Origin of the sequence: Aestuariimicrobium ganziense, assembly GCF_015352975.1 — a bacterium.
Lineage (GTDB): Bacteria > Actinomycetota > Actinomycetes > Propionibacteriales > Propionibacteriaceae > Aestuariimicrobium > Aestuariimicrobium ganziense.
Genome location: NZ_JACYIZ010000002.1, coordinates 35880 through 60115, shown reverse-complemented (window position 1 = coordinate 60115; position 24236 = coordinate 35880). Strand labels below are relative to the sequence as shown.

At 69.4% G+C, this 24236-nt stretch carries 19 protein-coding genes; 14 read left to right on the top strand and 5 right to left on the bottom strand.

Translation table 11 applies throughout. From position 1 onward, the window contains the following. Window positions 1-28 precede the first annotated feature (28 nt). Complete coding sequence (locus tag IE660_RS03890; protein WP_203567045.1) at window positions 29-460, top strand: hypothetical protein; 432 nt, start codon at window positions 29-31, stop codon at window positions 458-460. Beyond that, window positions 457-1026 carry a YqgE/AlgH family protein gene (locus tag IE660_RS03885; RefSeq protein ID WP_203567044.1) on the top strand — a complete coding sequence of 190 codons (570 nt, stop codon included), beginning with the start codon at window positions 457-459 and terminating at the stop codon, window positions 1024-1026. The genes IE660_RS03890 and IE660_RS03885 overlap by 4 nt, the downstream gene beginning before the upstream one ends. Window positions 1027-1032: 6 nt before the next feature. Here the strand turns inward: IE660_RS03885 and IE660_RS03880 are convergent, their stop codons facing one another. Next, the gene (locus IE660_RS03880) at window positions 1033-2526 is read right to left on the bottom strand and encodes a DUF1846 domain-containing protein (protein WP_203567043.1); all 1494 of its coding nucleotides are present in this window, start codon (window positions 2524-2526) and stop codon (window positions 1033-1035) included. A gap of 168 nt (window positions 2527-2694) precedes the next feature. On the opposite strand from IE660_RS03880, the gene mtrA reads away from it, so the two are divergent. The 7 genes from mtrA to secA all read left to right on the top strand — a co-directional run bounded on the left by mtrA (window position 2695) and on the right by secA (window position 12531). Beyond that, window positions 2695-3411: an MtrAB system response regulator MtrA gene (gene mtrA, locus IE660_RS03875; RefSeq protein ID WP_203567042.1), complete on the top strand. Its 717-nt coding sequence runs from the start codon at window positions 2695-2697 to the stop codon at window positions 3409-3411. Between the two features lie 117 nt (window positions 3412-3528). Beyond that, window positions 3529-5037, top strand: coding sequence for an MtrAB system histidine kinase MtrB (mtrB, locus tag IE660_RS03870; RefSeq protein WP_203567383.1), 1509 nt, complete (start codon window positions 3529-3531; stop codon window positions 5035-5037). Next, the gene (locus IE660_RS03865; protein WP_203567041.1) at window positions 5034-6776 is read left to right on the top strand and encodes an LpqB family beta-propeller domain-containing protein; all 1743 of its coding nucleotides are present in this window, start codon (window positions 5034-5036) and stop codon (window positions 6774-6776) included. The genes mtrB and IE660_RS03865 overlap by 4 nt, the downstream gene beginning before the upstream one ends. A 74-nt stretch (window positions 6777-6850) precedes the next feature. Next, the gene (locus tag IE660_RS03860; protein ID WP_203567040.1) at window positions 6851-7516 is read left to right on the top strand and encodes a ComF family protein; all 666 of its coding nucleotides are present in this window, start codon (window positions 6851-6853) and stop codon (window positions 7514-7516) included. Window positions 7517-7637: 121 nt separating this feature from the next. Continuing rightward, window positions 7638-8243, top strand: a complete 606-nt coding sequence (gene hpf / locus IE660_RS03855) for a ribosome hibernation-promoting factor, HPF/YfiA family (RefSeq protein ID WP_203567039.1) — start codon at window positions 7638-7640, stop codon at window positions 8241-8243. A gap of 25 nt (window positions 8244-8268) precedes the next feature. Continuing rightward, window positions 8269-9504, top strand: a complete 1236-nt coding sequence (locus IE660_RS03850) for a winged helix-turn-helix domain-containing protein (protein ID WP_328701829.1) — start codon at window positions 8269-8271, stop codon at window positions 9502-9504. Between the two features lie 63 nt (window positions 9505-9567). Beyond that, the gene (secA, locus tag IE660_RS03845) at window positions 9568-12531 is read left to right on the top strand and encodes a preprotein translocase subunit SecA (RefSeq protein WP_456237010.1); all 2964 of its coding nucleotides are present in this window, start codon (window positions 9568-9570) and stop codon (window positions 12529-12531) included. A gap of 39 nt (window positions 12532-12570) precedes the next feature. Here the strand turns inward: secA and IE660_RS03840 are convergent, their stop codons facing one another. The 3 genes from IE660_RS03840 to IE660_RS03830 form a co-directional block, all read right to left on the bottom strand. Further along, window positions 12571-13080 (bottom strand): Rv3235 family protein, encoded by a 510-nt coding sequence (locus IE660_RS03840; protein ID WP_203567038.1) that lies wholly within the window; start codon window positions 13078-13080, stop codon window positions 12571-12573. 90 nt (window positions 13081-13170) lie between these two features. Continuing rightward, complete coding sequence (locus IE660_RS03835; RefSeq protein WP_203567037.1) at window positions 13171-14472, bottom strand: hypothetical protein; 1302 nt, start codon at window positions 14470-14472, stop codon at window positions 13171-13173. Then, window positions 14469-14810, bottom strand: a complete 342-nt coding sequence (locus IE660_RS03830; protein ID WP_235997047.1) for a cupredoxin domain-containing protein — start codon at window positions 14808-14810, stop codon at window positions 14469-14471. Before IE660_RS03830 ends, IE660_RS03835 begins: the two co-directional genes overlap by 4 nt. Before the next feature lie 99 nt (window positions 14811-14909). Here IE660_RS03830 and IE660_RS03825 point away from each other — a divergent pair, with 99 nt between their 5' ends. From IE660_RS03825 to pruA, 3 genes are read left to right on the top strand one after another with little or no spacing between them, the layout of a single operon-like run. After that, entirely contained in the window at window positions 14910-15413 is a 504-nt protein-coding gene (locus IE660_RS03825; protein WP_203567035.1) for a DUF6912 family protein, read from the top strand. 3 nt (window positions 15414-15416) lie between these two features. After that, the gene (ku, locus tag IE660_RS03820) at window positions 15417-16238 is read left to right on the top strand and encodes a non-homologous end joining protein Ku (RefSeq protein ID WP_203567034.1); all 822 of its coding nucleotides are present in this window, start codon (window positions 15417-15419) and stop codon (window positions 16236-16238) included. Window position 16239: 1 nt separating this feature from the next. Next, window positions 16240-17859: an L-glutamate gamma-semialdehyde dehydrogenase gene (pruA, locus tag IE660_RS03815; RefSeq protein ID WP_203567033.1), complete on the top strand. Its 1620-nt coding sequence runs from the start codon at window positions 16240-16242 to the stop codon at window positions 17857-17859. Between the two features lie 25 nt (window positions 17860-17884). Here the strand turns inward: pruA and IE660_RS03810 are convergent, their stop codons facing one another. Beyond that, entirely contained in the window at window positions 17885-18361 is a 477-nt protein-coding gene (locus tag IE660_RS03810; protein ID WP_203567032.1) for a DUF2505 domain-containing protein, read from the bottom strand. Window positions 18362-18516: 155 nt separating this feature from the next. Here IE660_RS03810 and IE660_RS03805 point away from each other — a divergent pair, with 155 nt between their 5' ends. Continuing rightward, the gene (locus tag IE660_RS03805; RefSeq protein ID WP_328701828.1) at window positions 18517-23238 is read left to right on the top strand and encodes an NAD-glutamate dehydrogenase; all 4722 of its coding nucleotides are present in this window, start codon (window positions 18517-18519) and stop codon (window positions 23236-23238) included. A gap of 10 nt (window positions 23239-23248) precedes the next feature. After that, complete coding sequence (locus tag IE660_RS03800; RefSeq protein ID WP_235997046.1) at window positions 23249-24100, top strand: PHP domain-containing protein; 852 nt, start codon at window positions 23249-23251, stop codon at window positions 24098-24100. Window positions 24101-24236: the final 136 nt, after the last annotated feature.

Here is a 24236-nt window from a genome sequence, read left to right as displayed (position 1 = left end):
CGACGCCGGGGACGTGGCCATCGAGGCAGTGTCCGACGACGACCTCGCCGAGCTCGCACAGTTGCACGCCAGCCACTACGTGGCCCAACACGCCGATTGGTCGCCAGCCGCGTCGGTCGAGACGATGGCGGCCCTCTTCGCCGAGGACTTCACCCCCGACGGTGACCTCGACATCGCCGCCACAAGGCTGGCACGAGAGGCTGGGGCGATCGTCGCAGCCGCCGTGGTCTGGAAGGCGGAGGCCGCCGACGGCACGACATCTCAGGGCCCCGGGTCGACGATCCGTCAGCCTGGGTGGCGCTGGTGGCCATCCCGGTGCCGGGCGGACCTGCACCGACACCGCTGTCACCAGACCTCATCCCCGACGAGGCGGCGTGGATGCGACCCCGCTGATCGACGACCCCTTGGTGACGGGGCTCGCCAGCCGAGGGTTCGTGGCCATGCCAAGATGGAGAGGTGAGTGCGATCCAGGTGCGTCCGGCTGCCGGTGAGCTGCTCGTCGCCAGTGTCGGGCTCGATGGCAACTTCTTCGAGCAGACCGTGATCCTGCTGCTCGACTGCGACTCATCCGGTGCCCTCGGAGTGGTGCTCAACAAGCTTGCCGACGCCGAACTGGCCGAGGTGCTGCCGCAGTGGCAGCAGATGGTCAGCCCTCCGCAGCGACTGTTCGCCGGTGGTCCGGTCTCACCCAACGGTGCGGTCTGCGTGGCCAAGGTCAACAACGACGCCGAGGACCCGCCCGGTTGGCGCCGTGTCGTGGACGACCTGGGCCTGCTGCACCTCGACACCCCGGTCGAGATCGCCGAGGGTGCCTACAGCGACCTGCGGATCTTCGCCGGCTACTCCGGCTGGGAGTCCGGTCAGCTCGAGGGTGAGATCCTGCGGGGCGACTGGCACCGGGCCGCGGTGCGCGAGGGTGACATCTTCGGCAGCGACCAGTCGACGCTGTGGCGCCGGGTGCTGCGCCGCCAGCAGGGCCCTGTCAGCCTGAACTCGGCCTGGGTCAGCGACCCCGAGGTCAACTGAGGTCCCTCAGCGCTTCCGGTAGAGCTTCCTGGTCTGGTAGACCGGCTCGCTGGTGACCTGCACGCCCAGGTTGCGGAAGATCCCCTCGTCCACCGAACCCAAGATCACCGTGGTGTGTGCATCGCAGCCTCGAAGGCTCTGCAGCTGGTCGATGGCGGCCTTGGCATGCGGGTCGGTGGTGGCGCTCACGGCCAACGCGATCAGCACCTCGTCGGTGTGCAGACGAGGGTTGCGGCTGCCCAGGTGGTGGGTCTTGAGGGTCTGGATCGGCTCGATCGACTCCGGGGCCAGCAGGTTGACCTGGTCGTCGATGCCGGCCAGGGCCTTGAGCGCATTGAGCAGCACCGACGAACTCGCACCCAGCAGCGCCGAGGTCTTGCCGGTGATGATGCGTTCGTCGGCCAGTTGCAGGGCGGCCGCGGGGGCCTTGGTGCGACGCTCGACCTCGAGCGCCGGCCCGACCACCGGACGATCGTCCTTGGTCACCCCCAACTGGCCCATCAGCAACGCGATCCGGTCGGAGGCGACCGGCTCGAGCTCGTCCCGGCGTTCCTCGACCAGGGCCTTGTGGTAGCGCCGGACGACCTCCTGCCGGCTGGCCTCGCGACAGACCTCGTCGTCGCTGATGCACATGCCGGCCATGTTCACCCCCATGTCGGTGGGGGAGCGGTACGGGGAGTGCCCCAGCAACTGCTCGAAGAGCAGGTTGAGCACGGGGAACACCTCGACGTCGCGGTTGTAGTTGACCACCTGCTCGCCGTAGGCGGCCAGGTGGAACGGGTCGATCATGTTGACGTCGTCGAGGTCGGCGGTGGCGGCCTCGTAGGCGATGTTGACCGGGTGGTCGAGCGGCAGGTTCCAGATCGGGAAGGTCTCGAACTTGGCGTAGCCGGAGCCGATGCCGCGCTGGTGGTCGTGGTAGAGCTGCGACAGGCAGGTGGCCATCTTGCCGCTGCCGGGCCCCGGGGCGGTCACCACGATCACGTCGCGGCTCGTTTCGATGTAGTCGTTGCGGCCGTAGCCGTGCTCGCTGACGATGGCGCGCACGTCGTGCGGGTAGCCCTTGATCGGGTAGTGCCGGTAGACCTTCAGGCCCATCCGCTCGAGCTTGCGGCGGAAGGTGCGCACGGTGCGGTTGTCGTCGGTGACCTGGGTGATGACCACGCTGCTGACGAACAGGCCACGCTCACCGAACTCGTCGATCAGGCGCAACACGTCGTCCTCGTAGCTGATGCCCAGGTCGGCGCGCACCTTGGTGGTGTTGGTCAGGTCGCGAGCGTTGACCGCGAACACCACCTCGACCTCGTCGGCAATCGAGGCGAGCATCTCGATCTTGTTGTCGGGGGTGAAGCCGGGCAGCACCCGCGAGGCATGCATGTCGTCGAACAGCTTGCCACCGAACTCGAGGTAGAGCTTGCCCCCGAACTGGCTGCGCCTGGCCTCGATGTGGTGTGACTGGAGGGTGAGGTACTTGTCCCGGTCGAACCCCACAGCGCGCATGCCGTCCTCTTCCCACGTCGGTCCTCGGTGAGCATAGCGGGCACGACCGGTCGTGGCCGACGAGGGGGAGTGGGCGATGTCGGCGTGCCGTCGATCGTCGAGGCTTGGCGGCTCGCGTTACCATGCCAGAGACGCTCAGCGACGACGCGACCGGTGAGGAGGGGCGGCATGGCCGAGGCCACTCGAGGCGGGGCGCGTCCCCGGATCCTGGTCGTGGACGACGACGCCGCGCTCGCCGAGATGCTGCAGATCGTGCTCCGTCAGGAGGGCTTCGACACCGCTTGGTGCTCGTCGGGGTCGCGTGCCATGGGGGCCTTCCGCGAGAGCCGGCCCGACCTCGTCCTGCTCGACCTGATGCTGCCCGGTCGCGACGGCGTGCAGATCTGTCGCGACATTCGCGCCGAGTCCGGCGTCCCTGTCGTCATGCTGACCGCCCGTTCCGACACCACCGACGTGGTCACCGGTCTCGAGGCGGGCGCCGACGACTACGTCTCGAAGCCGTTCAAGGCCAAGGAGTTGGTGGCAAGGATCCGAACCCGGCTGCGCCGGCTCGAGGTCGAGGACTCCACTGACTCGACGCTGGTGATCGGCGACCTCGAGATCTCGACCGAGGGCCACAGCGTCAAGCGTGGCCAGACCCAGATCCCGCTGACACCGCTGGAGTTCGACCTGCTGCTGGCACTGGCCCGCAAGCCCAAGCAGGTGTTCAGCCGCGAGGTGCTGCTCGAGGAGGTCTGGGGCTACCGTCACGCTGCCGACACCCGCTTGGTGAACGTGCACGTGCAGCGGCTGCGCTCCAAGATCGAGAAGGATCCCGAACGGCCCGAGATCGTGATCACGGTGCGGGGAATCGGCTACCGCGCAGGTGAGCCGGCCACGGACTGAGCGATGTCGGTCACTCCAGTCCCCAAGGCCGGTGCGAACAGGGCAGGCCGTCGCCGGATACGCACCCCGCTGCAGCTGTGGTGGTCGTCGCTGCCGCTGCGCATCATCTCCTCGACCCTGCTCGGCTCGGTGGTCGTGCTGCTGCTCGGTGGCGCGCTGATGATGCGCCTGGCCACCGACGGCATGCTCGAACAGAAGCGTGCCGCGAGCATCAACGAGGCCAGCGCCGCACTGGGCCGAATGAACCAGCAGCTCAGCGACACCGACCTGCGCACCGCCAACCTGTACGAGCGCCTGAGCCAACTCGCCGACGAGGTGGGCAACCAGCCGCAGAGCTTCCACGTGGTGATCCAGGGCCCGGTCTCGGGCTTCGTCTCGCCGGGTATCAGCGCCCAGAGCGTGCCCGAGTCGCTGGTGCAGGCGGTGACCGGCGGCACCGGTGGCATGTTCATCACCCCGACCACCGTCGTGCACTCCGACCCCGCGGTGCCCGACCAGCCCGGCCTGGCAATCGGGGGACGCCTCGAGGCGCCGGTGCAGGGGCAGTCGTACCCGATCTACTTCATCTTCACCCAGCAGCACGAGGTCGAGACCCTGGCGGGGCTGCAGCAGGCGTTGTGGATCGTCGGGGGAGGCGTGCTGGCGCTGCTGACGGTGATCGCCATCCTGGTCTCGCGCCACATCGTCCGACCCGTTCGGCAGGCCTCGATCACCGCCGGACGCCTGGCCGACGGGCACCTCGACGACCGGATGGCCGTGCGCGGCACCGACGACCTGGCCAGCCTGGCCACCTCGATGAACCACATGGCCTCGGAGTTGCAGCAGCAGATCGGTCAGCTCGAAGACCTGTCGCGCGTGCAGCAGCAGTTCGTCTCCGACGTCAGCCACGAGTTGCGCACCCCGCTCACCACGGTCCGGATGGCGGCCGAGTTGCTGTACGAGAGCCGGCACGAGTTCGACGCCACCGAGGCCCGGTCGGCCGAGTTGATGCACGACGAACTCGATCGGTTCGAAGGCCTGCTGGCCGACCTGCTCGAGATCTCGCGCTTCGATGCCGGCGCTGCCGTGCTGACCGTTGACGAGGTCGACGTGGTCGCCCTGGTCGCCGAGGAGGTCGCCTCGCAGAAGCCCTTCGCCGAGCGATCGGGAGCCACGCTGACGCTGACCGACGACGGGCCGGCGTGGGCCGAGGTCGACTCCCGACGCATCAGGCGGATCGTGCGCAACCTGCTCACCAACGCCATCGAGCACAGCGAGAAGCGTCCGATCGACGTGCGGGTCACCGCCGACGATCAGGCGGTGGCGATCGTGGTGCGCGACCACGGTGTCGGCTTCCAGGCCAGCCAGGCGCGCCAGGTGTTCCACCGGTTCTGGCGCGCTGACCCCGCCCGGTCACGAACCGTCGGCGGGACCGGCCTTGGTCTGGCCATCGCCATGGAGGACGCCCGGCTGCACAACGGGTGGCTGTCGGCCTGGGGTCGCCCCGGCAGGGGGGCCCAGTTCCGCCTGACTCTGCCCCGCAAGGCCCACGGCATCCTGACCAGCTCGCCGTTGCCGTTGGCGCCGGCCGATCCTCCTCCGCCGGCCATCGCGGCCCGGCCCGTCCGGCGGGAGGTCGTCCAGTGAGACGTCGCACACTCCTGGCCGGGGCGCCGCTGGCGGCGCTCGCCGCCTGCGCCCAGGTGCCGATCAGCGGCCCGGTGGTGCCGGTGGCGCCGGCCAGCTCGCGTGAGGTCGAGCAGGGCATCGGCATCGAGGTGCAGCCCCCTGTTCGCGGGGGCAGTCCCGAGGTGATCCTGGCCGGCTTCCTGCTGGCGATGAGCAGCGACCGTCCCGGCTACCCCGTGGCTCGCCAGTACCTGACCCAGAGCGCGAGCAACGACTGGAAGCCGGAGTCGGGGGCGGTGATCTACGAGTCCGACAACCACAAGCCGGTGACCACCGAGGAGTCCGCCGCACTCAACGCGCCCTGGGTGGGGTCGCTCGATGCCGAGGGGCGGCACACCCCGCACAGCGGCACCTACAAGCACGACTTCCGGATGATCAAGGTCGACGGCCAGTGGCGGATCGGCTCACCGCCGGAAGGGTTGCTGCTGGCGCGCTACCTGTTCCAGCGCTACTTCCGCCCGGTGACCCTGTACTTCCTGACCGGCAACGGCCAGACGGTCGCTCCCGAGTTGGTGCACCTGCCGGAGGCCACGGTGAACCCCTCGGCCGCCCTGGAGGGGTTGTTGGCCGGACCTGCTCCCTGGAAGCGGCCCAGCGTGGGCACCGCGATCCCGGCCGACACCCGCAGCACCTTGGCCTCGGTGAGCGTCGACGGCGGTGTGGCCGAGGTCTCGCTGACCGACCCGATCGCAGGACTGGGCGACCGGCAACGCCTGCAGGTCGCCGCCCAGTTGATGTGGACGATGAACCAGTTCAGCCAGGTCACCGCCGTGCGGATCACGGTCAACGGCCAACCCTGGGCCCTGCCCGGTGAGCCGTCCGGGACCGTTCGACTGGTCGACGTCACCTCGTTCGCGCCGATCGACTCGCGCAGCCTCGGCACCGTCGTGGGGGCGCGTGAGTCGGTGCTGGGGCACGTCGACGAACGCATCGGGGGACGGTTCTCGCCGGTGCAGGGGGCGTGGGGCCAGCCCGACTGGGGTGACACGGTGGGAGGGCTCGCCGTCTCGCGCGACGAGACCCGGGTCGCAGTGGTGTCCCAGGACCGCAAGCGCCTGTGGACCGGCGACGTGAGCGGGGTGCCCCACATGGTGCACGAGGGGGCCGCCCTCGCCAATCCGCAGGTGACCGACGACGGCAGTTGGACCATCGACAGCTCGGGCACCGGGGCCAGCAAGTTGGTGCACGTCGGGCGCAACGGTGAGGTGCAGGTGGTCGACATTCCCGACCTGCCCGATGGACGGGTGGTGGCCTTCAGGCTCGCCCCCGACCTGACCCGGATGGCCGTGGTGCTCGCCCAGGGTGACCAGTCGTCGCTGGGCATGGTCAGGTTGCGCGATCGCGAGGGCCGGCTGCAGCCCGAGGGGTGGCGGGAGTTGCCGCTGCACGCCTCCCAGGGCCTGCTCACCGCCATGCGCGACGTGGCCTGGGCCGAGGCGATGGAGTTGTTGGTGGTGGCGGCCGGTTCGGCCGACCCGCACTTCTCGGTCTACCGGGTGCGGTCTGACGCCTCGCGGGTCGAGGCGATGGGCCCCAGCGACCTGGAGATCGAGATCACCCAGATCAGTGCGCTGCCCAGGGTGTCGGGGACGACCGCGGTGGTGGTCACCGAGGACCAGACGGTGTGGCGGCTCGAGGACCGGTTCCGCTGGCAGGAGGTGGCTGGCGACCTGCCGGTGGCCGCGCTGCCCGGCTGACCCTGTCGTGGTCCTGCCGCCGGTTGTCCACAGGCCCGACGCGGCCGGCACCCAGCACGGGGCAGGCTGGCTCGATGAGGTTCGTCGACGCGCTGGCCGACCTGTTCCTGGGCGCGGAGTGCACGGGCTGCGGTGAACCCGTGCTGGGACTGTGCCCGGCCTGTCGGGCCAGCCTCGGGCTCGGGCCGTTGGAGCGAGACCTGTCCGGGCTGCGGGTGGTCTCGGCGACCAGCTACCAGCCCCCGGTCACCGCCATCGTCAAGGGCTTCAAGGACGCCCAGGCCTGGGGTCTGGCGGCACCCCTGGCTGAGGCGATGTCACACGTGCTGCCCGCCGTGGCGGACGCGGTGCTGGTCGCCGTGCCCAGCCCCGGCGCCAGCGTGCGGTCCCGTGGCTTCGACCACACCCGGGCGCTGGCGCTGCACCTGGGGCGGCTGAGCAGCATGCCGGTGCGTCGTCTGTTGCGTCGCCCGGGCGTCCGGGTCGACCAGACCGAGTTGCACAGGGCCGACCGCTGGGCCAACCAGCTCGGTCGGTTCAGTGCCCGCGGCAGCGGACAGCAGGTCGTCCTCGTCGACGACGTGGTCACCACCGGAGCCACCCTGGTGGCCGCTGCCGGGGCGCTCGAGGCAGTCGGGCACCGGGTGGCGCTGGCGGTCACCGTCGCCTCGTCCCAGTTGTGGACGACAACGCCTGACATGCCTGATCGAAAGGCTGACAGGGTTGCCGATGGTGGCTAAGTTGGGGGCATGGCACGACCAGCCGGCCCCAGTCACACAGACCGGTGGCGGGTGAGGTCCGGGCGTTGGACGTCGGACCGGGTGGTCGTGCCGTTGTCGTCCACGTGAACAGGAGGATGGGATGGACATCGTCGTCTCCGGACACCACTGCACCATCAGTGACGCCGTACGCGAGCAGGTCACCGAACGAATCGCCACCGTCGAGCGATTCCGCGACCGGGTACAGCGCGTCGAGGTGGTCTTCACCGCCAACGACACCAAGGGTTCACCTGACAAGGCCGTCGACGCCGAGATCACCCTGCGCAGCCGGGGACCGGTGGTGCGCGCCGAGGCTTCCGCCGAGGACAAGATGCAGGCCTTCGAGCGAGCCATGGACAAGCTGAAGGCGCAGCTGCGCAAGGCTGCCGACCGCCGCAAGCGCACCAAGGGCCTGCGTGGCCACGAGGTGGCCAACTCGTTCCACGAGCCGCACGAGGTCGAGCAGGTCGACGACGAGGCGTCCCAGACCCAGAACATCGCCGGCATCGAGGTCACCGGCGACGGTCCGCTGGTGGTCAAGGAGAAGGAGTTCCAGGCCGTGCCGCTGACGCTGGCCCAGGCCCTGGACGAGATGGAGCTGGTCGGTCACGACTTCTTCCTCTACTCGTGCGCCGAGACCGGCAAGCCGAGCGTGGTCTACCGCCGCCGCGGCTACGACTACGGCGTGATCAGGCTCGCCCTGCCGTGATCCCATCCCGCCGGTCGGTGACCCGGTGAGGTCGCTGTCCCTGGCCCAAGCCCGCCGCGTGGCGCTGCAGGCCCAGGGGTTGGCTCGTCCGCGCCGGGACCGGGCACCGACCATGCGCGACGTGCAGCGTGAGATCACGCGCGTGGCGCAGTTCCAGATCGACTCGGTCAACGTGGCCGTGCGTGCGCACTACATGCCACTGTTCTCCAGGCTCGGTCCCTACGACACCGGGCTGCTCGACCGGGCCTTCGGCAGCCCACCTCGACGGCTGGTCGAGTACTGGGGGCATGCCGCCTGCTTGATCGACGTGAACCTGTTCAACGCCATGCGCTTCAAGATGCAGCGCGAGGACGACGGGGCGTGGATCTCGGGCATCCGGGAGGGCTTTCCCGACATCACCGACCAGGTGCTGCGTGAGGTCACCGAGGGCGGGCCGCTGACGGCGCGCCAGATCCAGCACACCGAGGAACGCAGCCGGGTCAACTGGGGGTGGAACTGGTCATCGGCCAAGGTCGCCCTGGAGTGGCACTTCACCCGCGGCCGGATCGCCTCGGCCCGGCGCAATGCCCAGTTCGAACGGGTCTACGACCTTCCCGAACGCGTCCTGCCGGCGCACGTGCTGGCCGAGCCGCCCATGGACGAGCAGCAGCAGCGCACGATGTTGGCCCGGCGTGCGGCGAACGCCCTCGGGGTGTTCTCCGAGCGCTGCCTGTCGGAGTACTTCTACACCCAGCGTCGCCCGACCCGAGCCGCCATCGACGCCCTGGTCGAGACCGGTGAACTGGAGCCGGTGGCCGTCGAGGGCTGGAAGGGCCCGTTGTGGTGCGTGGCCGGCACGACCGTGCCCCGCCGGGTCGGTGCCCGGGCCCTGCTCAGCCCGTTCGACTCGATGATGTACCAGCGCCAACGCATCGAGACCCTGTTCGACTACCACTACCGCATCGAGATCTACGTCCCCGAGCCGAAGCGCCTGTACGGCTACTACGTCTACTCCTTCCTGATGGACGACGAGTTCGTCGCCCGCGTCGACCTCAAGGCCGACCGGCAGACCGCGACGCTGCTCGTCCAGGCAAGTTGGCGCGAACCCGGTCGACGAGCCGAGTTCGGCGAGGTGGCAGCGGCGTTGGCGCACGAGTTGGCCACCATGGCGGGCTGGCTGGGTCTGTCGTCGGTGAGGGTGCAACCGCGCGGCGACCTGGCACCCGAACTGGCCTCGGCGGTCGCCGCTCACGGTTTCGGGCAGCGACCAGTGGCCAACTAGGATGGGGTCTGTTTGAGGTCTGGGCTCGCCGCACGCCAGACCACGCCGACGCAAAGGATCCCTGTGAGCTTCATCGATCGCCTGCTGAACACGGGCGAGGGCCGCACCCTCAGGCAACTGCGCAAGATCGCCGACCAGGTCAACTCCATCGAGGCGGACTACGAGGAGATGACCGACGAGGAGTTGCGCGCGCAGACCGACGAGTTCCGCGAGCGCCTCGAGGACGGTGAGACCCTCGACGACATCCTGGTCGAGGCCTTCGCCACGGTGCGCGAAGCCGGCCAGCGGGTGTTCAACAAGCGACTGTTCGATGTGCAGATCATGGGCGGTGCCGCGCTGCACCGCGGCAACATCGCCGAGATGAAGACCGGTGAGGGCAAGACGCTGGTCGCCACCCTGCCCTCCTACCTGAATGCGCTCACCGGCAAGGGCGTCCACGTCGTCACGGTCAACGACTACCTGGCCAAGTACCAGTCCGAGCAGATGGGGCGCCTGCACCACTTCCTCGGCCTGACCACCGCGGTGATCCTCACCACGATGACCCCCGCTGAGCGGCGCGAGGCCTACAACGCCGACATCACCTACGGCACCAACAACGAGTTCGGCTTCGACTACCTGCGCGACAACATGGCGCTGACCAGCGAGGACCTCGTCCAGCGCGGTCACCACTTCGCCATCGTCGACGAGGTCGACTCGATTCTGATCGACGAGGCCCGCACCCCGCTGATCATCTCGGGTCCCTCGGAGGACAGCCACGAGTGGTACCCCGAGTTCGCCACCCTGGTCACCCGGCTCAAGCGCGACCGCGACTACGAGGTGGACGAGAAGAAGCGCACCGTGAGCGTGCTGGCCTCCGGCATCACCGCCGTCGAGGACCGCCTCGGCATCGACAACCTCTACGAGTCGGCCAACACCCCGCTGATCAGCTACCTCAACAACGCCATCAAGGCCAAGGAACTGTTCAAGCGCGACAAGGACTACGTCGTCATGGACGGCGAGGTGCTGATCGTCGACGAGCACACCGGCCGCGTGCTGTCGGGTCGCCGTTACAACGAGGGCCTGCACCAGGCGTTGGAGGCCAAGGAGAAGGTGCAGATCAAGGACGAGTACCAGACGCTCGCCACGATCACCCTGCAGAACTTCTTCCGGATGTACGACAAGCTCGCCGGGATGACCGGTACCGCCAAGACCGAGGAGAGCGAGTTCCAGAAGATCTACGGCCTGGGGGTCATCCCGATCCCGACCAACATGCCGATGATCCGCGCTGACCAGCGCGACCTGGTCTTCCGCACCGAGAACGGCAAGTTCTCGGCCATCGTCGACGACGTCAAGGAGCGCCACGAAGAGGGCCAGCCGGTGCTGCTGGGCACGGCCTCGGTCGCCAAGTCCGAGGTGCTGTCGAGCCTGCTGAAGAAGGCGGGCGTGCCGCACAAGGTGCTCAACGCCAAGCACCACGAGTCAGAGGCGGCCATCGTCGCCCTGGCCGGTCGCAAGGGTGCGGTCACCGTGGCCACCAACATGGCCGGACGAGGCACCGACATCATGCTGGGCGGCAACCCGGAGTTCCTGGCCGACCTGGTGCTCAAGGAGAAGGGCCTCGACCCGCACGAGACGCCCGAGGAGTACGAGGCCGCGTGGGCCGACACCCTGGCCGAGCTCGAGGAGCAGACCGCCGAGGAACATGAGGAGGTCGTCGAACTGGGCGGGCTCTACGTGATCGGTTCTGAACGCCACGAGTCGCGCCGGATCGACAACCAGCTGCGTGGACGATCCGGTCGTCAGGGTGACCCGGGGGAGAGCCGGTTCTACCTCTCCCTGGGTGATGACCTGATGCGGCTGTTCAAGGGCGAGGCCATGGAGCGGGCGATGCTCACGCTCAAGGTGCCCGAGGACCAGCCGATCGAGCACGCCTGGATCAACAAGTCGATCGAGAGCGCGCAGAAGCAGGTCGAGGCGCAGAACTTCGAGATGCGCAAGAACGTGCTGCGCTACGACGACGTGATGAACCGGCAGCGCCACGCCATCTATGGCGACCGGCGCAAGGTGCTCGACGGTGCTGACGTCGAGGCCCAGCTGCGCGGCACGGTCGCCCGGGTCGTCGAGTCCGGGGTGCGCTCGCACACCGTCGGTTTCGAGGACGACTGGGACCTCGACCAGCTGTGGACCGAGATGCGAACGCTCTACCCGGTCGGCATCGAGCTGGACGACGTCGACGACGTGCACGACCAGCAGGGGCTGGTCGACGCCTTCCTCGACGACGTGAACGCTGCCTACGACAAGCGTGAGGCTGACCTCGGCGAGGAGACCATGCGCGAGTTGGAGCGCCAGGTGCTGCTCACCGTGCTCGACCGCAAGTGGCGTGAGCACCTCTACGAGATGGACTACCTGCGCGAGGGCATCGGCCTGCGCGCCATGGCCCAGCGCGACCCCCTGGTGGAGTACCAGCGCGAGGGCGGCATGATGTTCAACTCCATGATGGAAGCCTTCATGGAGGAGGTTGTCGGCTACCTGTTCAACCTCGAGGTGCAGACCCAGGTGCCGCAGGTCGGACTGGTCGGCTCCGGTCGCCCGATGGTGCTCTCCGGGGGCGACGGCGACACCGACGAGGAGCTCGCGCAGGATGCGGTCGACCTGCCCGAGGAGGCGGTCGCCGCTCTCGACCAGGCCAACCAGCGGCGTGCGCGTCCGGTCATCGGCGCCAAGGGCCTGGGTGGACGCCAGGCGTCCAACCTGAGCTATTCGGCCCCCGACGAGAGCGGTGAGGCGACCACGCGTCGTGAGCCCGTGCGCCGAGGTGGCGGACGAGCTGCCCAGGCCCGCTCGGCCCGTCCCCAGACCACTCGGACGCAGGCCACCCGGACCCAGACGGCGAGGGCTGCTCGTCCGGTTGCCACCGCCGAGGACACCGCGACCGACGAGGTCAAGTCGGGTGGCACCTTCGACGGCGTGGGCCGCAACCAGAAGTGCCCGTGCGGCTCGGGTCGCAAGTTCAAGGCCTGCCACGGCCGCAACCCCGGCGCGGTCTGAGGTAGCACCGTCTGAGGGAGCGTGGCCTGAGCCTGGTGCTCAGGCCACGCGCCCGAGCAGTTGCGACTGGCCTCGCAGGATCGCGAAGTCGGTGCACAGCCATCGTTGGCGGCGGCGCTCAAGCCTGAGTGTGAGCATGGTCGAGTGACCGTCATGGTCGACCCGAACGCAGCCCTCGACCACTGCGGCATTGAGCAGGCATGCCCTGGCCGACCCGATCCGCGCGCCCTGCCACAGGGCGTGGCGTGACCAGGCAGCCAGGGCGACGGCCGCGTCGTCGCTGAGCCAGCGGTGCAGTTGGTGGGCGCCCCGACGCTGCTGCAGCACCTCGAGCACCACCACTCCGAAGCGAGCCACGAGTTGCTTGGGGCGCTCGTCCCGGCCGCTGGGTGCAGTCGGCTCCTGGGCCGGCGGTCGGGCCGATCGAGGAGCCATGTTCTGCTCTGGCCCGGCGTTGGCGAGCAAGGTCTCGGGGTCGAGCGTGGGCAGCCTGCGCAGGGTCAGCCCCTGCCTGGAGGAGGGTGCTGCGGTCAGGGCAGTGATGGTCATGGCCCCCACCCTGTGCCGAGGCGGCGGCAGGTCACCAGCATCCGTGAGCTACGGGCAACACCCGGGCAACACCCTGTGGGACGGGCCCGCTCAGGGGGCGAACAACAGCAACAGGCCGCCGCAGGTGAAGACCACCATGACCGCGAGGATCGGGACCTGTGCGGTCATCTGCCGCTCGGTCGGCAGCCAGCGCACCGCGAGGTCATGGGCGGCCACCACGGCCACCGCATGTCCGATGACGATGCCGGCGACCTGCAGCCAGGCCACCAGCGAGGGGTGCTCGAAGATCGAGGCGTCGACACCCCACTCGGCGGTCCCGAACCAGTTCTGGCCGCGGCCCAGCGGGTCGGACAGCGTGATCAGCACGCGCTGCCCTTCGAGCACGAACAGCGTGGTGTAGTGGGCGATCACATAACCCACCACGATCGGCAGCAGTGAGGGGCCGAGCCGGTGCCAGGACCGCAGGGGTGTGTGCTCGGGTCTGGCATGCCGGTCGAGCAGCGCGCAGGCGCCCCAGTAGAGCGCCACGACCAGGGCGATCATCGCCAGCAGGCCCACCGTGCCCCAGGCCAGGGCGGGCACAGCCGACGACTGCACGGCACGCACCCAGGCCAGTGAGCTGCCCAGCGAGTCGAAGGCGGTGGTGCCGAGCAACACCAGCGCCACCCCCCACAGTCCCCGCGGGGCGGGCGTGCTGCAGACCTGGCGCAGCGGGTTCACCCAGCAGATCACCCCGTCGATCCGCTGCCACGGTGAGATCCGTGCCAGGGCCGAGGCGTAGACCTCGAAGGGGTCGGACGAGGCCAGCCAGGCGCCGCCATGGCGCAGGGTGCCGGCCACCACCCACACCAGCCAGGCCAGTGCCCACCAGCGCAGCACGCCGGTGGTGGCCCGGTCGGGTTGCACGAGTTCGAGGAAGCCGAAACCGGCCAGGGCCAGGGCGCCCGGCCAGACCCCCCAGCGGGGCATCGGGGTGGTCGTGGAGGACCCCGCCCGCCAGGCCAACAGCGTGCGCACCGGGTGCAGCGCCGACCACGAGGTGCCGGTCAGCAGCGAGACCACCACCAGACCCACCCAGACCCAGACGAACAGGAACCCGGGGAACGGATTGCTCACCTTGTCGGGGCCTGCCCACAACGCCACCCAGGCGACGACGTTCGCCGCCAGCACCAGCAGGCGCAGCGCCCAGCGGGTGACCGGGTGGTCGACCAGGCGGGTGAGCCCGGGCAGGGCTCGTCCACGCGGTTCGGTCCATCGGGCCCGGCCCCAGGAGCGCAGCACGAGCACGAAGGTGAGGACGACGACCAGGGCCGCCCCGAACACCACCAGGGCGAAGGGCAGGGGCAGGTCTGAGCGGGAGCCGACCCCGTGCAGGGGCAGCAGGCCGGTCACGACTTGACGACCAACTGGCCGACGATCACCGCCGGGTCATGGGTCTCGATCTCGAAGGCCCCGGGCTTGTCAGCCGTGAACTCGTGCGTGGTCGGGGCGCCAGGGTTGGCCTGGACCTCGATCTCGTAACCGTGCACGTGGATGATGGTGGCCTTGTCGGTGGTGACCTCGAGGGTGACCGTGCCACCCTTGCGCACCTCGACCCTCTGGCCGTTGGGCGAGACCGAGCCATCGGCGATCACGATGGTCATGGTTGCGGTCTGGGGGGCCTTCGATGACCCCGAGCACCCGGTGAGCACCACCAGCAGAGCCAACACCACCACCGCCACGCGGGTCATCACGGTCACCGCTCCCTGTTCTGAGTCACTGTTCGCCTGAGCCACTGATCGCCTGAGTCACTGCTCGTGCCTGCCTGCCAAGCTACCGTGGAGGCTGAGATGCCGCGAACCGACCCCGACCAGGTGGAGGCCACCATGCTGGTGTTCGTACCCGCAGACCCCGACCGCTGGCGCGACGCCCTGCAGGCGCGCCCGGTGGTCGGTCATGCCGCCACCCCCGGCCTGCTCGAGGAGTTCGGCTACGGCCCGGCCGACGACGAGCAGGCCGAGCATGCAGCGATGGTGCTCGCCTCGGTGGCCGGCCTGGCCCAGTACGGTCGCCGCGGGGTGCTGGCCTGTGAGGTGCCCCCGTCCACGATCAGCACCGATCCTGCCCATCCCGACACCCCCAACGGGCGGGTCGAGGTGGATTCGATCGACCCGTCCCGGGTGGTGTCGTGGTTCACCGACGAGGCCGACCTCGACGTGAGCACGGCCGCGCGGGCCGCATCAGGGCTCGGCCTCGATCGGGCCTGGGAGACCCCTGAGGTGGCGAGCCTGGTCGAGGAGTGCGCGCTGCTGTGGCACGCTGCCGAGGAACTGCCCGGCCGAGGAGAGGACTGACCGATGCCACGTTCGATCTGGAAGGGTGCGATCTCGTTCGGCCTGGTCACCATCCCGGTCAAGCTCTACGGGGCCACCGAGGAGAAGGACATCTCGTTCCGGCAGGTGCACCCGGCCGACGGTGGCCGGATCCGCTACAAGCGGGTCTGCGACAAGTGCGGTGAGGAGATCCCGTTCGCCGAGATCGCCAAGGGCTACGAGGCCGCCGACGGCCGGATGGCGATCCTCGAGAAGCAGGACTTCGACGACCTGCCGCTGGCCACCACCAAGGCCGTCGACGTCGTCCAGTTCGTCGACACCTCGGCCATCGACCCCACCTACTTCGAGAAGACCTATGTGCTCGAGGCCGAGGGCCCCGGTGGCAAGCCCTACGTGCTGCTGCGCGACGCCCTGCAGGCCACCGGGAAGTCGGCCGTGGTCAAGGTCGCCCTGCGCCAGCGTGAGTCGTTGGCGCTGATCCGGGCCCGTGACCAGGTGCTGGTGATGCACACCATGTTGTGGCCCGACGAGCTGCGTGACCTGTCGTTCGCCGCCCCACCCGAGGACGTGAAGGCGAGCAAGGCCGAGGTGAAGATGGCCCAGACCTTCATCACCGAACTCGAGGGCGAGTTCGACCCGAGCCAGTTCACCGACGCCTACCGCGAGGCCCTCGACGCGGTCGTCCAGGCCAAGCTCAACGGCGCCCCGATGCCCGAGGGCGGCGACGAGCAGGCCACCGGCGGCGAGGTCGTCGACCTGGTGGCGGCACTCAAGGCCTCGGTGGCTGCGGCCAAGGCCAAGCGCGAGGCGGCCGCGAAGTCGTCCAAGACCAGCAAGGCAGGCTGAGATGCCCATCCCCGTCAACGAAGAGGTCAGGAGCTACGCACCCGGCTCGTCCGAGCGCGCCAGCCTGCAGCAGGCCCTGGACGACGTGTGGTCGTCCGAGCCGGTCGAGCTGACCGGTGACTTCGGGCACGGCCCTCGGATGGCCGGCGGCGACCTGGTCGAGGTGACCAGTCCGGTCGACCACCACCACGTGTTGGGACGGGTCGCGGTCTCGACCACCGCCGACGTCACCGAGGCGCTCGAGGCCGGACGAGCCGTGGCCCGCGACTGGGCCGACTTGGGCTTCGAGCACCGCGCCGCGATCATGCTGCGGGCCGCCGAGCTGGCCGCCGGACCCTGGCGAGACCGGCTCAACGCAGCCACCATGCTCGGCCAGGGCAAGACCGTGCAGCAGGCCGAGATCGATGCCGCCTGCGAACTGGTCGACTTCCTCAGGTTCAACGTCGACTTCGCCCGCCAGGTGCACCAGGTGCAGCCGATCAGCTCACCGGGACTGTGGAACCGGATGGAGTACCGCCCGCTGGAGGGCTTCGTCTACGCCATCACCCCGTTCAACTTCACCGCCATCGCCGCCAACCTGCCGACCGCACCCGCGCTGATGGGCAATGTCGTGCTGTGGAAGCCCTCGATCACCCAGCAACTGGCCGCCCAAGTCACCATGAACCTGCTGCGCGAGGCCGGCATGCCGCCCGGGGTGATCACCCTGGTGCCGGGCCACGGCCCCGAGGTGAGCGAGGTCGCTCTGGCCTCACCCGACCTGGCCGGCATCCACTTCACCGGGTCGACCGGCACCTTCCAGCACCTGTGGCGCGAGGTGGGCAACCGGATCGCCGACTACCGCACCTACCCGCGCCTGGTCGGTGAGACTGGGGGCAAGGACTTCGTCCTCGCCCACCCCTCGGCCGACCTCGACGTGCTGCGCACCGCCCTGGTCAGGGGAGCGTTCGAGTACTCGGGCCAGAAGTGCTCGGCAGCATCGCGGGCCTACCTGCCGCGCAGCCTGTGGAGGCGACTGGAGGGCGACCTGGCCGCTCTGGCCGATGACCTGGCCGTCGGTGACGTGCGCGACTTCACCAACTTCACTTCGGCAGTCATCGACCAACGGGCCTTCGCCAAGCTGTCCGGCGCGATCGACGCGGTGCGTGCGTCGTCCGACGCCCGGATCATCGCCGGCGGCACGGTCGACGACTCCACCGGTTGGTACGTGCGGCCCACCCTGGTGGTCTCCGACAACCCCCACCAGGACGTGTTCTGCACCGAGTACTTCGGGCCGTTGCTGTCAATCTTCGTCTACGAGGACGACCAGTACGACGCCATCCTCGACCTGGTCGACAGCACCGCCGTCTACGGGCTGACCGGCGCGATCATCTCCACCGACCGCCATGCCCTCGACCGGGCCAGCCGGGCGCTGGTGCACGCCGCGGGCAACATCTACTACAACGACAAGCCCACCGGTGCGGTGGTCGGCCAACAACCCTTCGGTGGTGGACGAGCCTCCGGCACCAACGACAAGGCCGGCTCGCTGTGGAACATCGCCCGCTGGACGAGCCCCAGGGCGGTCAAGGAGAGCCTGGTGCCGGTGGTCGACCACCGCTACCCGCACATGGCGCCCGACGCCTGACCGGACACCCGAGCGGGCCTGAGGCTCAGGCGCGCTCGGCCAGGTAGTCGGTGCCCACCTGCTGCTGCACCTGAAGTGCGCGGCTGATCGACGGGGCAGCAGCCTGCTCGAGCTTCTTGCCCAGCAGGGGGATGTTGACCTTGAGGTCGGCCAGGTAGTTGACCTCGGTGGTCGCACCCGCCGGGGCCATGGTGGCTCGTCCCTTCATCACCACCGGCATGCCCTTCACGGTGAGGTCGAGGGTGCCCTCACGCCGACCGTCCGCCGCAGCAGGCTCCCAGACGACGACCTGGGTGACGTCGAGGGACTCACCGACGAACTTGCGCACCTGCTCGGGCGCCGGCAGCGCCATCGTCACCGTGGTGGTGTCACCCTGCACGTCGATGGTCTGGCTGGTGGCGCCACCGCGGCGGCACACCTCGGCCAGGTAGGCGGGGTCGGTCATCATGGCGTGCACGCGGGCCGGGTCGGCGGCGTAGGACTGGTGGGACGTGATCTCCATGCCTCCATTGTGCGTGCTCGTCCGTGCCAGGCGCGCAGACCGCGGCGGTGATGCGCCGACGGCTGAATCGGCAGGTGGGTGCTCGCTAGGCTGGGGGATGGCCACGGCACCGGCGTCGTGGCCGGCGACGGTCGCATGCGAAGGAGTGGTCGGGCGTGGTCGAGGACTGGGCACGGCAGGCATTCCTGGACAGCGTCGCCACAGCCACCCAGGGCCGATCGGCAGCGCTGGTCGAGGGCTACCTTCGGCGTGTCCCCACAGAGCAACTGGGCGGCCTGGATCCCGTCCAGGTGGGGCACATGATCGATGCCCACGCCGAACTGTCGGCGTCTCGCCCCGGCGACCAGCCCGCGATCCGGATCTGGGCCCCCGGCGAGGCGGACTGGGTCGGTGCCAACCACCATGCCCTGCAGGTGGTCAGTCCTGACCGTCCGTTCGTGGTCGACACCATCGAACTCACCCTGACCCGACTCGGGTGGGCGATCCATGACCTGCACCACCCACAACTCGACATCGGCGGTCACCCGGAGTCATGGGTGCACGTCGACGTGGTCGCGCCCCGTGGCGATCCGGACGACCAGCGTGGCGAGTTGGCAGGCGAACTGCGACAGGCGCTGGACGACCTGGCCGTCGTGGTCGACGACTGGGCCGCCATGCAGCAGCGGGTGCACCAGGTGGCCGCCGACCTCGACCCCGACCTGGCCGAACTGCTGACCTGGCTCGCCGACGACCACTCGCTGCTGCTCGGCACCCGACAGCACCGTCTCGAGGCGGGAGAGTTGGTCGCCGTACCCGGCACCGGGCTGGGCCTGTTGCGAGACGGGCAGCACCCGGTCTCGGACTTCGAGGTGGTGCCCGCTGACCCGATGCGGGCCCAGCGGGTGATCGTCACCAAGGACTCGGCCCGCTCGACGATCCGCCGCGGCGGCCACATCGACCACCTCGCTGTGCGCACCTTCGACGAGGACGGCCGCTGCACCGGCGAGCACCGGATCCTGGGGCTGCTCAGCCGGTCGGCCTACACCGACCCGGTCGACTCGATTCCCCTGGTGCGTGAGAAGGCGGCGAGGGTGCGGCAGGCCATCGGCTACCCGCCGGGCAGCCACGGGGCCCGGGCGGTCGAGGCCACCATCGCTTCCTTCCCGCGTGACGAGCTGTTCCAGGCCCCGGTCGACCAGTTGGTGCCCGCGATCGCCCGGCTGGCCGAGCTCCGTGAACGGCGCGAGCTGAGGTCGTTCATGCGCTGGAGCACCGGTCACCGATTCCTCTACGTGCTGGTCTCGTTGCCGCGCGACCGCTACTCGACCGAGTCGCGACGGGCGATGGAGCAGGCCATCGGTTCGCTCGTCCCGGTGGCCTCGCTCGACTTCCGCACCCAGTTCTTCGAGTCGGTGCTGTGCCGGGTGTTCTTCACCGTCAGGATCGATCCCGCGGTACTCGCCCAAGGGGATCGTCCCGAGGTCGACCCTGTCCAACTGCAGGCCGTGCTGGCGGGGGCGGTCAAGACGTGGGAGGACACCTACGACGCACTGGCGGCCGACCTCGACCGTGCCGCGCGCGAGGTGGACTTCCCTGACAGCTACAAGGAGTCGACCACGCCTGAACAGGCAGTTGAGGACGTGCAGCAGTTGCTCGCCCTGGACGAGGCCGACGACATGCAACTGGCCATCCACCGCCCCGAGGGGACCGACATCGCCCAGTGGCGGGTGAAGGTCATGCGTACCGGCGCGACCATGACCCTGTCGGAGGTCATGCCGCAGTGGACCAGCCTGGGGGTGCAGGTGGTGGACGAGCGTCCTCACCAGCTCGAGCTGGCAGGCCGCCAGGTGATGGTCTACGACTTCGGACTGCGGCACCCCGAGGCCGAGGAGTGGGACGAGGGTGACCGCGCGCGGATCATGGCCGCCTTCGAGGCGGTCCACCGAGGCTGGGTGGACGCTGATCCGCTCAACGCCCTGGTCACGGCCACCGATCTCGACTGGCGACAGGTCAACCTGTTGCGTGCCCTGACCCGCTACCTGCTGCAGACGCCCAGCCAGTACTCCCACGCCTACGTCACCCAGACGCTGCTGGCGTTGCCGCACCTGGCGACTGGCCTTGCCGCCCTGATGGCCGCCAAGTTCGACCCCGACCAGTTCGTCGTCGAGGCGGGGGAGTCCGGTGAGCAGGCGATGCAACGGCGCCTGGACGAGGTCGAGCGGCTGCGCACTCGGCTGCTCGACGACCTCGACCGGGTGAGCCTGCTTGACCAGGACCGGATCGTGCGGTGGCTGCTCGCCATCGTCGATGCCTGCGTGCGCACCAACCACCACCAGGTACGCACTGGCCGCACGCCGCAGCAGTTCGCACTGGCCCTGAAGTTGCGCCCCGAACTGATCGAGTTCCTGCCCGAGCCCCGACCCGCGTTCGAGGTCTTCGTCCACTCGGTCAGGGTGGAAGGAGTGCACCTGCGCTTCGGTGCCGTGGCCCGCGGCGGGCTGCGCTGGTCGGACCGGGCCGAGGACTTCCGCACCGAGGTGCTCGGTCTGGCCAAGGCCCAGTTGGTGAAGAACGCCGTGATCGTCCCGGTGGGCGCCAAGGGAGGCTTCCTGCCCCGCCAGCTACCGGACGCCGCCGATCGCGAGGCGTGGCTGGATGAGGGACGGGCCTGCTACCGGATCTTCGTCGGCGCCCTGCTCGACGTCACCGACAACCTGGTCGCCGGCGAAGTCGTCCATCCCGAACGGACCGTGCGCCACGACGGTGACGACACCTACCTGGTGGTGGCCGCCGACAAGGGCACGGCCGCGTTCGCCGACCTGGCCAACGAGGTCTCCCTGGAGCGTGGCTACTGGCTCGGCGACGCCTTCGCCTCCGGAGGTTCGAAGGGGTATGACCACAAGGCCATGGGCATCACCGCCCGTGGTGCCTGGGAATCGGTCAAGCGTCACTTCGCCGAGATGGGCGTGGACTGCCAGCAGACCGACTTCACCTGCGTCGGCATCGGCGACATGTCGGGTGACGTGTTCGGCAACGGAATGCTGCAGTCGGAGCACATCCGGCTGGTGGCGGCCTTCAACCACCAACACGTCTTCGTCGATCCCGACCCGGATGCCGCCGTCGGCCACGCCGAACGGCTGCGGTTGTTCCAGCTGCCCAGATCTGCCTGGACCGACTACGACCCCTCACTGATCTCCGAGGGTGGGGGGGTGTTCGAGCGCTCGTCGAAGTCGGTGCCGATCAGCGAACCGATCCGTCGCGCGCTCGGGCTGGACGCCGAGGTCACCGAACTGACCGGCAGCCAACTGGTGCAGGCGGTGCTGGCAGCACCGGTCGACCTGCTCTTCAACGGCGGCATCGGCACCTACGTCAAGGCGAGCACACAGACCGACGCCGAGGCCGGCGACCGGGCCAACGACGCCGTGCGGGTGGACGCCACCCAGCTGCGCTGCCGGGTGGTCGCCGAGGGAGGCAACCTCGGGCTCACCCAGCCTGCCCGCGTCGAGTACGCCCAGGGCGGGGGCCGGGTCAACGCCGACTTCATCGACAACTCCGCCGGCGTCGACTCCTCAGACCACGAGGTCAACATCAAGATCCTGCTGGGTCTGGCAACAGAGTCGGGGCTGCTGAGCGCCTCGGATCGTGACAACCTGCTGCCGACCATGACCGACGAGATCGCCGAGTTGGTGCTGCGGCACAACATCGACCAGAACGTTGCCCTGTCGAACGCCCTGGCCCGCGCGGTCGACTTCGCCGGTCTGCACCAGAGCCTGATGGACCACCTGGCAGCCAGTTCGGACTTCGATCGTGAGGTCGACGAGATGCCCAGCCGCGACGAGCTGGAACGTCGGATCGCCGCGGGTGAGGGGCTGACCAGCCCCGAACTGGCCACCCTGATGGCCTGGACCAAGCTCGACCTGGCCGAGGAGTTGCTGGCCACCGACCTGCCCGATGATCCCTACCTGGCCGACCGGCTGGTCACCTACTTCCCCCACCAACTGCGCGAGCGCTTCGCCGAGCAGATGGCGGCCCACCCACTGCGCCGCGAGATCATCACCACGGTCGCGGTCAACCGGTTCGTCAACAGCCAGGGCATCACCGCGGCCGCCCGGCTGACCGACGAGTTCGGTGTGGGACCCGACCACGTCGTGCGCGCCCAACTGGCCGCCCGCTCGATCTTCTCCGCCGGTGGAGTCGAGGTGGCTGTGGCCAGGGCCGGCGTGCACCCCGACATGCAGCGCGAGATCCGGCTGGCCTGCCGTCGCCTCGTCGACCGGGGGACGCGCTGGCTGCTGCAGAACCTGCCCCACCCGATCGAGGTGCAGGCCACCATCGACCAGTACCGAGGCGGGGTCGAGACGCTGGTGGACCGCTTCGGTGAACTGCTCGTCCCGGACGAGCGCGACCGCGTGCTCGACCGTCTCGACCGCTACCTCACCGCCGGTGTGCCCGAGCAGGTCGCCAAGCTGGCGGCGGTGTCACGTCATGCCCACCTGGCCCTGGGCATGGTGGCCGATGCCGAGGCGACCGGAGTCGAGCTGATGCGTGCGGCGGCGGTTCAGGTTCAGCTGTCGACCCGGTTGGGGCTCGACCGGCTGTTGGCCGGCATCGAGGCGTTGCCCCGCAAGGACCGGTGGGAGGCGCAGGCCAGGGCGGCGCTTCGCGGTGACCTGCTCAGCCTGGTCTCGCAGTTGACCCGCGCAGCTCTGGCCGAGGCACCGCCGGACTCCTCGTCCGAGCAGGTGGTCGAGGCGTGGTGGGAGCGCACACCTCATGTGGACGAGCGGGCCGACTTGCTGGCCGACGTGCTCGCCCGCGACCCGGAGTTGGCACCGCTGCAGGTGGGGCTGCGCGTCGTGCGCACCCTGCTGGGCGGGCGCGGCGACGACGCGGCATGATGGGGCCATGCTGCGCGTCGACCTGCACACCCACTCGTCCGTCTCGGACGGCACCGACACTCCGACCCAGTTGGTGCACAAGGCCCAGGCGAGCGGTCTGGACGTCATCGGCCTGACCGACCACGACACCTTCGACGGCATCGACGAGGCGACCGAGGCCGGCAAGCGGATCGGTCTGACCGTGGTGCCCGGCGTGGAGATCTCGTGCGAGCGCAACGGTGCGTCGGTGCACCTGCTCGGCTTCTGGTGCGACCGCTGGCACCGTGGGCTGGGAGACGAACTGCGCAAGAGCCGAGCCGGACGAACCGGACGCATCGAGGCGATGGCCGAACGCCTGACCGAGCTCGGCATGCCGCTGACCAGCGATGACATCCGTCGAGCCGCCAAGGCGAGTCCCTCGGTCGGTCGTCCGCACGTCGCCGACGCGATGGTGGCCAAGGGCTACGTCGCCAACCGCAACGAGGCCTTCGACCTGTGGCTGGCCGACGACAAGCCCGGCTACGTGCACCGTTACGCCATCCCACTCGAACTGGCGATCGACCTCGTCCACGCCGCACACGGTGTCGCGGTGCTGGCGCACCCGTGGGGCCGTGGACGAGCCCACGTGCTGCCCGCCGACTACATCGGCGACCTGGTCACCGACCACGGCCTGGACGGCATCGAGGTCGACCACGAGGACCACGACGACGACACCCGCGAACTGTTGTTCCGCCTCGGTGCTCGGCTCGGGCTGGTGCGCACCGGATCGTCCGACTACCACGGCCTGGGCAAGGAGGGTCACGAGTTGGGCTGCAACCTGACCCGGGCCAGCGCCTTCCGCGAGTTGCAGCGGGTCGCCCGAGGCCGCGGCGCCAGGGTCTAGCCGGGTGGGGTGCTAGTCTCACTGGCGTGCACACCTTCCTGAGCTGGTGGCCGTCGACCTGACGGCGATCCAGTGGTGAGCACGACCCACCCGACGGCCGTCCCAGGACGGCCGTTTCGCATGTGCCCGTACGGGC